Below are 12224 nucleotides of genomic sequence, written 5' to 3' on the forward strand. Positions count from 1 at the left end.
GCCAGTACAGCGGGTGCTAAACGCTAACCAACTATTTTCTGAACAATCGTCACTGTTCCGCTGGCCGAGCCTTGCGCCGAGCCGTTTGTGTAAGTGACGGTCACGGTATAGACACCGACATTCAGATCAATTTTGGGAGCGCAGCCGGTGCCGGTGTATGTTTTGGTCGCACTGACTGCCTTCCAAGCCAGCGTCGCGCACGACGTGCTCACGCCGTTGAGCGTCACGCTGCCCGCGAAGTCGACAAGAACGCTGGAGCCGTAAGTTCCGACTGAATACGGCAGCTTGGGCGCGGTGATGGTCACCACCACGGTGGGCGTCGGCGGGGTCGGCGCTTCAGCCACCGTGACGCTCACGGTTTTGCTGTCTGTGCGGCCATCGTAAGTCTGACTGGCGGTCAGGGTGCGCGGGCCGGACGTGGTAAAGCTCACGCTGGGCGTGCATCCTGTCCACGGGCCTTCACCGGCTTTGCTGCTCTTCCAGGTCATGCCGGCACAGTTCAGAGCCGTGTCCAGGTTACCGCCGCCCAGAAACTGCACGGCGTTCGCCTGCAAAAGGGTGGGAGTCTTGAGCGGCAAGGTCGATCCCTGCTGCGGATAGAGAACGGTCACTATGGGATAGCCGCCGTCGTACACCATAAAACTGATCTGGCCTACATTACCGTCCGAGTCTTTGGCTTTGGCGGTGATGGTATCGCTCGCGCCGCTGCCCGCCAAGTTCAAGTTGACGGTTTTACCGCTGCCGATTTTATTCACGCCTGCTTTGGCCGAGAACCATTCGAGGCTGCTGGAGCAGCAGTCCTGACCGTCGGTGGCGTCATTGACGCGGGCGCTGAACGTCTGGATTTTTTGGAAATTGAAGTAGAACGGCTGATGGAAGCCTCCAGAAAAAGTGAACGGCGCAGTCAAGCTGACCTGCGGGCCGGCGCTGCCTTTACCCTGCACCACTTCGGTGTTCCAGCGTGCTGAGCGCGAAGTGGTCATGTTCATGCGCGTGAGATCGGAGAAAAATAAGGTCACGTAATTGACTGGCACGTAGTAGTACCCCGCGTCGGCGGCTCCGCAGCCCCACGAGTTCTTGATGATGAAGTAGCCGCCGCCCGCTCCAGCCGGCGCAGACGGCAAGCGCTGGGCCAAAGTGGCGTTGGAAATATAGCCGGTCATGAGCACGACGTGGCCGCCGCGTCCGTTGGTACCGCTGTAATTGGTCACAAAACCGCCGACACTGGGGCCGTCCCAACCGGGAAACACGCCAAACGATGCCAGCAGGGGCTGACCACTGGCCAGCAGCGCCCGGATGGTGTTGAGCGGAAAGTGTTTGATTCGGCGGTGGGCGGCAGACGTTGCCCACAGGTTTTGCCAGACCTCGGTGGTGGCGCTGCCGTCCACTCCGCCGCCTACGGTTGTGACGGTGTTATAGGCGCAGTAGGTAATAAATAAGAAACTGGTGCAGGAGCGCGGGCTTTGGTGAGCGGTTTCCGAGCAGTACCCGCTGTAGTTGTTGCAAGCATTCTTGTACGAAGCGGCGGTGCCTGCCACACCGGCGTCAAAGGCAGTGCTGGGGCGTCCGTAGGCTTGGTTGTACGTCCAAGCGCCCTCGTTGGGGATCTTGTCGTTGTGGTTGAGCATATTGTTAAGGGCCGCTGCCGCGCTAAAGCCGTCCCAAAAATCGCTGGGCGCATAGTTGCGCTTATTTTTATTGACGATGTACTGCTCGCTGAGGTTAAGCGTCTGATCACGCACCACCATCTCGCGGCTTTCCAGCGCCGCTACCGCCGCAAAGCCCCAGCAACTGCCGCGCATGCCTTGCTGCTTGACCGGCGTGGTAAAGCGTTTGAGCGGCCACCAGAAATTCTTGGTGATGCCCGCATTAGACGGCGTGCAGATACCAGAATTATCTGCGCCGTTGCCGGGGCCGCTTTGGGAAGTCAGCGACTGGGGTTCGGTGCGGGTGTTGTCCAGGTTTTCTACGCTGGCAAGGGCGTCATCCAAATTGTCCAGCGCGTTCATGATCTCGGTCACAGACTGGCCGCCGAGTCTGCTGGGGGCAGGCACCTTGCCCTGGATGTCGGCGGGCGAAGCGTCATAGGCCGCTTGATAAGCCGTGAGCGCGTTTTCAGGACTGCTGGCCTGCTTAAAGCTCTCGACGATCTGGCGCATCTGGCTTTGCTTGCCCAAGGTGATGGTATTGAAGGTGGTGCCATCGTTGTTTTTGACGGTGATGATGTAATCGCCGCCGGGGGTCATCGGCAAGTCAGGGGTCTGGTTCAGCAGCGCTTCGACATCGGGGCTACGCTGATCGGCGGGAATGGCCTTAAGGAAGGCTTGGTCTTGGACATATTGATCGCGCCAGGTCTGTTCCTGACCTTTGAGGTCTTGGGCGGTGATCAGCTCGATCTCGCCGCTCTTGACTTTGGCCTGAAACTCGTCGGGCGTGAGTGTGGTGGCGTCGCTGGGGGCGCTGCCAGCCCATGCATTGGCCGCCGTAAACAAAGACGCATCGGGCGGCGGCTTGGGTTTGGAGTCGCCGCTCCCTCCACAGCTCGCCAGCACCATGCTGAGCAACGTGCCCACAAGTAAAACCTTGGTGAGTTCGCTTTTCATCTTCTCCCTCTCCACACGTCAAGTGCCCAGCGTCCGGCGTAAAGAGGCAGGCTGCCCCTTCACCGGCGCTTAAGACGGCGTGTCATTGCACCCTAAATTACAGGGCGTTAAAAAACTGTTAAACTTCGTTTTCGCCCGGACAGGAAGCGGACATGTCTGGGGCACTCGCTTGGCTGGCGCGGCCCCAAGACAGCCAAACTCAATGCAGAGGCAGCTGAGTAAGCTCCGGTTGTCCAGCAGGCGAGCGCTCTGAGCAGCCTTGCCCACCCGTCTGCCTTCCCACGCCGCCGCAAAGATAAGGCTCACGGAAGCTTTTTTAGAATCAACTGCTAGACTAACCCGTTAAGTGAGAAAGAGGAATTTGAAATTTCTTATTTTTCGCACCCTTTTCTGATCTACACTTCCCGGACTACGTCACACTCCTCGCCGCAACAAGCCCCACCTCTGGCCTGTTCGTTGAGGTCACTTTGGAGCAAACATGGCTGAACAACCCACTGCCCGCCGCAAAAAGATTCAACCGCCCGCCGCACCCGTTGAGCCGGCTTCCGAACCGGCCAAAGCGCCCGCCAAAACTGCGCCCAAATCGCGGGTCAAAAAACCCACTGCGCTGGAGCTGAGCGAGCGAGCCGAATCTGCCGACGCGACATCCGCCGTTACTCAAACCACTGATGCGGGCACTGCGCCCACTGCCACCGCTGTCAAAGCCGACACCGCTAAAGCTGATACGGCCAAAGCCGCGCCCGCCACAAAGGCCGCGACCAAAAAAGCTCCTGCCAAAAAGGCCAGCACCAAGAAAACCGACGCCGCGCAACCGGATTCGGTCAGCAAAGGCAAAGCCGCTGGCAAGTCGGGTGAAGCCGCCGACAAGCCGAGCAAAAAAGCCAGCAAATCGGCCAGCGCTGCCCAAGAAAAGCCGTATTACCAGCACGCCAGCATTCAGGAGCTGCTCAAAACCGGCAAAGTGGCGGGCACGCTGACGGCGGAAGAAATTGCCACCGCCCTGACCACCGCCCTGGAAGCGGGCGGCCTCGACCCCGAAACTGCGGACGCCTTTGAAGATTTGCAGCTCTACATTCAGAGCCAGCACATCGAAATTCAAGACCTCGAAGAAGACGAGGAAGAAGAAGACGCCGAGGGCGAGGAAAAGGAAAAAGAGGAAGCCGACGACGAAGAAAAATACTTCGACGACATGCCCCGCGCCGTCAGCAATGATCCGGTGCGCCAGTACCTGCACGAAATTGGCCGGGTTCCGCTGCTGACCTTGGAAGAAGAAATCGCGCTGGCCCGCCGCATCGAAGAAGGTGAGGAAGCCCGCAAATCCCACGAGGAAGAACCGGAACTCGAAGAGCGTGCCCAGCGCCGTCTCAAGCGCCAGATGGAAGACGGCGCGGCGGCCCGCCAAGGCTTGATCGAAGCCAACTTACGCCTTGTGGTCAGCATCGCCAAGAAGTACACCGGACGCGGACTGGGTTTCCTCGATTTGATTCAGGAAGGCAATCAGGGCCTGATCCGGGCGGTGGAGAAGTTCGAGTACCGCCGCCGCTACAAGTTCTCCACTTACGCGACGTGGTGGATTCGGCAGGCCATCAACAGGGCGATTGCCGATCAGGCCCGCACCATCCGCATTCCGGTGCATATGGTCGAAACCATCAACAAGCTGACCCGCACGGCCAGGCAGCTTCAGCAAGAACTCAGCCGCGAACCCACTTACGAAGAAATTGCCGAGGCGATGGGGCCGGGTTGGGACGCGCCCAAGGTCGAAGAAGTCCAGAAGGTCTCTCAGGAGCCTGTGTCACTTGAAACGCCGATTGGCGACGAAAAAGATAGCTTCTACGGCGACTTCATTCCCGACGAGAACCTGGACAGCCCCGTCGAGAACGCCGCCAAGACCCTGCTTTCTGAGGAACTCGAAAAAGCGCTGGGCAAGCTGACCGAACGGGAAGCGATGGTGCTCAAATTCCGCAAGGGCCTGGTGGACGGGCGCGAGCATACGCTCGAAGAAGTCGGCCAGCGCTTTAACGTTACCCGTGAGCGCATCCGCCAGATTGAAAACAAAGCGCTGCGTAAGCTCAAGTACCACGAGAGCCGCACCCGCAAACTGCGCGACTTTTTGGACTGAGCTTCAAGATGTGGGCGGCCACCTTTCCAACTGGGAGGTGGCCGTTTTTGGTGTGCCTCACCCGACTCTCCCCCATTTCTGGAGCAAGTTTCGCTAGGCTAGGAAGCATGACTTCTGCCCTGCTACTCGGCCACCGAGGCACACCCCGCCTGCACCCCGAAAACTCGCTCGCCGGATTTCAAGCTGCTCTCGACGCGGGCCTGGACGGCGTGGAAACTGACATTCGGCGGCTGGGCGACGGCGGTTTGGTGATTTGCCATGACGCCCAGCTTAAAGACGGACGCAAACTCAGCGCTCTCAACCGCGCCGACTTGCCTGCTTACATGCCGCTGCTGCCGGAGGTGCTGGTGTGGGCGGCAGAGACCGGCGCGTACCTCAATTTGGAAATTAAGCCAGAAGTGGGCAAGGGCGACGGGCGCACCGAGGAAACGTTGGATTTGGTGCGGGCCTACGGCCTGACAAGTCAGGTGCTTGTCAGTTCGTTCAGCCCGCTGCAACTGCTGGCCGCCCAGCAGCACGCCCCGCAGATCGAGCGCGGCTTTTTGTATCACCGGACGTACCACATCGGCTGCGACTTGGTGCCGGAAGTGGCGCGGCGCTTGGAGGTGGCGGCCCTCCACCCGCACTTCAGACTCATTACGCCGGAGCTGATGGAAATGGCGGCGCGGGAAGGCTGGCGCGTCAACACCTGGACGATCAATGAGGCGGTGCAGGGACGTGAGCTGCTGGCCCTGGGCGTCGCAGGCCTGATCGGTGACGTGCCGGAGGAGTTGCTGAGCGCCAGAGCGGGCGTATGAGCAGCCAAGCGGCTGTATGAGCGGCTCTGTCAGCGCCTCTGTTAACAGCTGTGTCAGGTCAATGTCAGGTTAGAATAGATGACAACCACTTGACGAAATCTCATTAGGCTCTGAGACGTTTATTGTCTGGGCCAGGGCGCGTCAATGGGCAGACCCTGCTTCAAGTGTAAAAGGAGTTTCATGAAACGAATCATGTTGATGCTGGCCCTCGGCGGCACCGCTTTTCAAATGGCGGCGGCCCAAACGACCGTTGAATTTTGGCACTCTTTCGGCGACGCCAAGCGGGCGGACTGGATCAAAGCCCGCGCTGACGAATACAACAAAGCCCACCCCAGCGTGACGGTGGTGCCCAGCTACAAAGGAGGCTACAACGACTCCTTGCAGGCCACCATTTTGGCCGCCCGCCAGAACAAAGCCCCAGCCCTGGTACAAATCTTTGAGGTCGGCAGCCAGTTGGCCCTCGACTCCGGGGTGTTTCAGCCGGTCAGCTCCGTTAAGAATGTAGATTTCAGCGATTACATCAAACCCGTCATCAATTACTACACCATCAACGGCAAGGTCAACAGCTTGCCGTTTAACAGCTCGTCTCCGGTTTTGTATTTCAACAAAGACATGCTGACCAAAGCGGGCCTCAATCCTGCCGCGCCGCCCACCACCTTCGGCGGAATCATCAAAGCCTGTGACAAGCTCAAAGTGGCGCTGCCCGACACCAAATGCATGAGCTTGGCGCTTTACGGCTGGTTTGTGGAGCAGTGGATGTCCGAGCAAAACGCCGACTTGTTCAACAACGGCAACGGGCGCACCGCCCGCGCCACCGCCACCACCCTCAACGGCCCGGCAGGCAAGAAGATTTTCCAATTCTTCAAAGACCTTCAGGACAAGGGCTACATCACCAACACCGGCAAGCTGGCCGACACTGACGGCACCAACGCCATTTTCAGCAACCAGCGGGCCGCCTTTACCATCAACAGCACGGCGGACTTGGGCAACCAGATCGCCTCGGCCAAGACGGCAGGCTTCCAAATCGGCGTCGGTGTGCTGCCTATTCCGGACGGCACCAAGCGCAACGGCGTGGTCATCGGCGGCGCTTCGCTGTGGATTTCCAAGAGCATCACCAAGCCCCAAGCCGATGCGGCGCTCGACTTTGCCCTGTACATGACCAACACCAAAAACATGGCCGACTGGCACAAGCTGACCGGCTATTACCCGGTGCGCAACAGCAGCATCACTTCGCTGCGCAGCCAAGGCTGGTTTAGCGGCTCACCGCTGCAAATCACCGCCTTTAACCAGTTGCTGGCCACCAAGAACAACACCGCCAGCGCGGGCGGCCTCAACGGCGTGGCGATCCAGACCCGCACCATCATGGAGCAGGGCCTCCAGAAAGTCCTGGGTGGACAGAGCGTCGATGCTACGCTGGCCGAAACCGCCAGCCAGATCAACGCGGCCCTGACCGACTACAACAAAAACTTCAAATAACCGCTGCTTTTCCTTTACCGCTCAACGGCTCTGTTTCGCCCTGAGTTTGCTACTACTCCCCCCGCCACCATACGGGGGGCTGCTCTCTTTCCTGGCCTTCACGCAGCTCCGAATCTCGAACCCACTCGCCTCTCTTCTTCATGCTCCGGGAGAGGGGCCGAGCCGCCAGCCGAAAGGTTATTTTTGTACTTCCACATTAAACAAAAATCAATAGTATTGGCCCAAGTGTAAGGTTGAGTCGGCTTGGGCCAAATTTTTTTATGGCCTCTCAGTTCCACTTTCGTACTCGCCCTGCCGGAGGAGTTTCCCTTGAGCCTGACGTCTAAACGCCGCGTACCCAAAGCAGGCAAGGTGAGCAGCGCCCCAGAAGAGCGGGCCACCTTCCGCAACCCTGTGCTGCCCTGGCTTTTTTTGCTGCCCACCTTCATCATTTTGGCCATCTTTCTCTATTACCCAGCGCTCCGAACCTTGCGGCTGAGTTTGTTCCGCTCCAACATCATTTTGGGCAATGAAAGTTTCGTGGGTCTGGCGCAATTTGCCGAGCTGCTGTCCAGTCCGGTGTACCACCAAGTCATCTTGCAGACCCTCATTTACTGCGCTCTGGTCATCGTTTTGGGCTTATTTTCGGCGATGGGCCTGGCGTGGCTGGCCAGCCGCCCGATTGCTGGAGCCAAGTTTTACCGCCTCATGCTGATTTATCCTTACGCGCTGTCTCCGGCCATCGCGGGCACCATCTGGCTGTTTTTGTTCAATCCTGAAATCGGCGTGGTCAACAGCGTGCTGTCCTCCTTGGTCGGCGTGCGTCCGCGTTGGCTGGACAACCCACTCCTGGCTTTCGGCTTGGTGGTCTTGGCCGCCGTCTGGAAAGGACTGGGCTACAACGTGGTCTTTTATCTGGCCGCTCTCCAAAACATCCCCGGCGAGGTTTCGGAAGCGGCGGCCATCGACGGCGCGAGCGGTTGGCAATCATTTTGGAAAGTCACCTTTCCGCTGCTCTCCCCCATGACCTTCTTCTTGGTGTTTACCAATTTGGTCTACGCGCTGTTTGACAGCTTCGGCTTGGTCGATATCCTAACGCGCGGCGGGCCCGTCTACGGCCAAACCGGCATCACCACCTTTTTGATCTACCAGCTCTACGAAGACGGCTTCCGCAATTTCAAAACCGGCGTGGCCGCCAGCCAAGCGGTGCTGATGCTGGTCATGGTCGGGGTGATTACCGTCATGCAGTTCAGATACGGCAACCGGAGAGTGCACTATGGCGCCTAAAGCCGTTTCATTACCGCAGACGGCCAAACCCCGCTCCAGCAAGCCGCCAATCCGCCACCTGTGGGTTCATGTGGTTTTGATTATTGCCGTGATTGTCATCGCCTCGCCGCTGGTGTTCGCGCTGATCAAGGCGACCCAGTCCAGCGATCAGGTGATCGGGCCGAGTCTCTTGCCGGGCACCCAGTTCTTCCACAACCTCGCCAGCGTTTGGGGCGACGCCCACCTGGGCCGCTTCATGTTCAACTCGTTTGTCGTCACCATCTGCGTCACGGTGGGCAAAACCATCTTGTCGCTGCTGGCCGCACTCGCTTTCGTTTACTTCCGCTTTCCCCTCAAAAGCGTGGCATTTGCGCTGGTGCTCTTCACGCTGATGCTGCCCACCGAGCTGCTGATCGTGGCGCTGTTTGATCTGGTGTCGGGCACCCTCAAATGGTCTGACAGCTACGCGGCCATCATCGTGCCGTTTTTGGCCTCAGCCACCGGCACCTTTTTGTTTCGGCAGCATTTCATGAATATTCCGCTGTCGCTGGCCGACGCCGCCCGCATTGACGGCTGCGGCCCGATGACCTTCCTCAGCAAAATCCTGATTCCTATGAGCTGGAACACCATCGGAGCGCTGGCGGTCATTCAGTTCGTGGGGGCCTGGGATCAGTACCTCTGGCCGCTGGTGATTATGCAGTCCGACGACAAACAGGTGGTGCAGGTGGGCCTACGCCGATTGATCGACGTGGGCGGTCAAACAGATTGGGGCGCGGTGATGGCCGGAGCCTTGATCACTCTGGTGCCGCCACTGCTGGTCTTCACCTTGCTGCAAGAGCAGTTCAGCAAAGGCTTTGCCCTCGGACAAGACAAGTAGTCTTTTCCTTCTAAATTTTAGAAGAAGCCTGCTGAATCTCGTGTTGAGGTTCAGCAGGCTTCTTCATTTGCAAAACTCAAGGGTACAAGCGAAACCAGCCCGGCCTTAATGAAGTTGGGCGGCCCAAAACCTCACCATTTTCGTGCATCTTATCCCGGCTTACATAATATCGAGTAGCCAACCAATTACCTTAACTCAATGAGAAAAATCATGTTGACACTCGCTCTGATGGGAACAGCCGCCGCTCAAACCAATATCGAATTCTGGCACACCTTTGGAGATCCTAAACGCGGGAATTGGATTCAGGCCCGCGCCGATGACTACAACAAAATGCACCCCGGAACGACGGTCAAGCCTGTGGCCAAAGGAAACGACAGCGAACTGATTACAGCCACCATTCTGGCCGCAAGACAGGGCAATCCACCCGCTTTGGCACAAATTTTTGAAGGCGGCAGCCAACTCGCCTTAGACAGCGGCATTTTTCAGCCGGTCAGCGCCGTTAAGAATGTGGACTTCAACGATTATATCAAGCCAGTCATCAATTATTACACTATTGGCGGCAAGGTCAACAGCTTACCGTTTAATTCCAGCAGCCCGGTGCTCTATTACAACAAAGACTTGATGCAAAAAGCCGGTCTGAATCCCAAACAACCGCCCACCACATTCGGCGGTTTGCTGGCCGACTGCAAAAAGATCGAAGCGGCCAACCTCGGCGTGACCTGCTTCGGGATGAGTCTCAACGGCTGGTTTTTTGAAAACTGGATGGCCGAGCAAGGCGTGCCGTTTCTCAACAACGACAACGGCAGAAGTGGGCGTGCCACCGCCACCAACTTGGATAGCCCAGCCGCCAAGACCATCTTCCAATTTTTTAAGACGCTGCAAGACAACAAATACTTTTCTTATACCGGCAGACTCGAAGACTTTGACGGCAGTGACGCCATCTTCACCAATCAAAAAGTGGTGTTTCACATCACTTCGACTTCCAAAATTGGCAACAACGGTGACGGTGCCAAGCGAGCGGGCTTTCAGATGGGCGTGGGCAAATTGCCGATTCCCACGGGCAGCAAGCGCAACGGCGTAGTTTTGGGCGGCGCGAGCATCTGGCTGGCCAAAAATATCAGCAAGGCTGAGGCCGAGGCCGCGCTGGATTTTACCCTCTACCTGACCAACGCCCAGAACATGGCCGACTGGCACAAGCTGACCGGCTACTATCCGGTGCGCCAGAGCAGCATTGCCCTGCTCAGGAAAGAAGGCTGGTTCAAGCAAGCGCCGCTGCAACTCGTCGCCTTCAATCAGCAGACCAACACCGTTCCCAGCCCCGCCACCGCCGGAGCGCTCAACGGAGCGAGTCCACAAGTTCGGCGTGCGGTGGAAGAGGGATTGCAAAGGGTGCTGAGCGGCACACCGGTTGACGCCGCGCTCGCTGAGGCCAAAACCAAGGCCGACGCCGCCATCGCCGATTACAACGCCAACTTCAAATAAGACCCATTGGACCATAAGTGGGCGCAGGAGGGCGAAGTCAAACGCAACGCTGCTGGCCTCTGCGACCAACTCAACCACTTGGGGGCCATACGCAGTTGACGCTCAAGGATAAGAAGGCCCTGAGATTTGCTTCAGGGCCTTGTTCTTATCCGTCAACTGCTTTCAGAACACATTGATATTCAAAAACACATAGGTAATCGGCACGGCAAACAGCAGCGAATCCAAGCGGTCTAAAATGCCGCCGTGACCCGGTAAGGTATTGCCGCTGTCTTTGGCACCCAGCGAGCGTTTAATCAAACTCTCGCTGAGGTCGCCGAGCTGCGAAGCGCTGGCCACCATCACCGCGTACAAAAAGGCGTCGGGCAGACTCCAGATGTTGGCGAGGCGGGTCACGACGACCACCACCAAAAAGCTGACCAGTAACCCGCCCAGCGCACCTTCTACTGTTTTGCCAGGGCTGACTTCGGGAGCCAATTTGCGCTTGCCAAAGAAATAACCGAAAAAATAGCCGCCGGTGTCTGCGGCAAAGGTGGCCAGCAGCGGCAGGGCGAAGAACAGCAGGCCGCCCTCCGCGTCGGGGCTGTAGCGCAGCATCAGAAAGTAGCCGAGCAGCCACGGGATATACAGCAGGCCAAACAAGCTGTAGACCACGCGCTCGAGGGGCCGCTCACCGGGCTGCATGACTTCTACCACCAGCAGGTACCCGGTGGCAGCAGTCAGCACCACCTCACGCCATGAGCCGCCCGCCCAGGGCACAGGCCAGCCCGGATAGCTGGCCACCAAAATGGCCGCGCCGAACAGGTACAGCCCGGTGCGCCGCACGTCGATGTCGCGCCGGTCGACCATGTGGATGTATTCGCGCAGGGCCAAAAAGCCGATCAGCAACAAAAACGGCAGCAGGGTTACCCAGCCGAAATACACCGCCACACACACCAAGGCAAAGCCCACCACCGAGGTGGTAAAGCGGGTGCTGAGCGATTCCATCCGCTTTGGCGCGGGCGATAAGCTCGGCGGCAAAGCGGGCGGCGGGGTGGCCGGGGCCTTGCTCACCCTAAGATGTCCTGCTCCTTGGCGCTGACCGTATCATCAACCCGCTTGATAAATTCGTCGGTCAGCTTCTGGACGTCGGCTTCCCCGCGCTTAATGTCGTCTTCGCCCACGCCCTCGACTTTCTTGAGGTCGTCTAGCGCGTGCTTGCGTAAGCTGCGAACCGCAACTTTGGCATCCTCGCCGTAGTTGCGGGCATTTTTGATCAGGTCTTTGCGGCGCTCCTCTGTGAGCATCGGCAAGCTGATAAAGATGGTGTCGCCTCTGTTGTTGGGATTGAGGCCCAGATCCGAATCACGGATGGCCTTCTCAATCGGGTTGAGCGCTCCTCTGTCCCAGGGCGTGATGACCAAGGTGCGGGCGTCCGGCGTGCTGATGCTGGCCACCTGGTCAATCGGCATGGTGGAGCCGTAATAGTTCACCTGCACTTTTTTGAGAATGCCCGGATTGGCGCGGCCCGTGCGGAGCACCGACAGGCTTTGATCGAGCGCTTCAATGGCCTTGAGCATTTTGCTACGTGATTCAGTTTGAAGTTGTTTCATGTCCATGAGCATTCACTCCTTTGGTCTTGTGTGTGG

At 58.3% G+C, this 12224-nt stretch carries 9 protein-coding genes; 6 read left to right on the forward strand and 3 right to left on the reverse strand.

The window, feature by feature from the left end; all coding sequences use genetic code 11:
- Window positions 1–23: 23 nt before the first annotated feature.
- Window positions 24–2603 (reverse strand): C1 family peptidase, encoded by a 2580-nt coding sequence (locus tag FNU79_RS08845; protein WP_143720493.1) that lies wholly within the window; start codon window positions 2601–2603, stop codon window positions 24–26.
- Window positions 2604–3081: 478 nt separating this feature from the next.
- Between FNU79_RS08845 and rpoD the strand changes: the two genes are divergently transcribed.
- The 6 genes from rpoD to FNU79_RS08875 all read left to right on the forward strand — a co-directional run bounded on the left by rpoD (window position 3082) and on the right by FNU79_RS08875 (window position 10599).
- The gene (rpoD, locus tag FNU79_RS08850) at window positions 3082–4722 is read left to right on the forward strand and encodes an RNA polymerase sigma factor RpoD (RefSeq protein ID WP_185974655.1); all 1641 of its coding nucleotides are present in this window, start codon (window positions 3082–3084) and stop codon (window positions 4720–4722) included.
- Between the two features lie 107 nt (window positions 4723–4829).
- Window positions 4830–5519, forward strand: a complete 690-nt coding sequence (locus tag FNU79_RS08855; protein WP_143720494.1) for a glycerophosphodiester phosphodiesterase — start codon at window positions 4830–4832, stop codon at window positions 5517–5519.
- 180 nt (window positions 5520–5699) lie between these two features.
- Window positions 5700–6995, forward strand: coding sequence for an ABC transporter substrate-binding protein (locus FNU79_RS08860; RefSeq protein WP_225429982.1), 1296 nt, complete (start codon window positions 5700–5702; stop codon window positions 6993–6995).
- Between the two features lie 309 nt (window positions 6996–7304).
- Window positions 7305–8261: a carbohydrate ABC transporter permease gene (locus FNU79_RS08865; protein WP_225429983.1), complete on the forward strand. Its 957-nt coding sequence runs from the start codon at window positions 7305–7307 to the stop codon at window positions 8259–8261.
- Window positions 8251–9117, forward strand: a complete 867-nt coding sequence (locus FNU79_RS08870; protein WP_143720495.1) for a carbohydrate ABC transporter permease — start codon at window positions 8251–8253, stop codon at window positions 9115–9117. Before FNU79_RS08865 ends, FNU79_RS08870 begins: the two co-directional genes overlap by 11 nt.
- 210 nt (window positions 9118–9327) lie before the next feature.
- Entirely contained in the window at window positions 9328–10599 is a 1272-nt protein-coding gene (locus FNU79_RS08875; protein WP_225429984.1) for an ABC transporter substrate-binding protein, read from the forward strand.
- 162 nt (window positions 10600–10761) lie between these two features.
- Here the strand turns inward: FNU79_RS08875 and FNU79_RS08880 are convergent, their stop codons facing one another.
- On the reverse strand, window positions 10762–11583 hold the full coding sequence (locus FNU79_RS08880; RefSeq protein WP_143720551.1) for a phosphatidate cytidylyltransferase: 822 nt from the start codon (window positions 11581–11583) through the stop codon (window positions 10762–10764).
- Between the two features lie 62 nt (window positions 11584–11645).
- Window positions 11646–12188: a ribosome recycling factor gene (gene frr, locus FNU79_RS08885; protein ID WP_143720497.1), complete on the reverse strand. Its 543-nt coding sequence runs from the start codon at window positions 12186–12188 to the stop codon at window positions 11646–11648.
- Window positions 12189–12224 lie beyond the last annotated feature (36 nt).

This window comes from Deinococcus detaillensis, assembly GCF_007280555.1.
Taxonomy (GTDB): Bacteria; Deinococcota; Deinococci; order Deinococcales; family Deinococcaceae; genus Deinococcus; species Deinococcus detaillensis.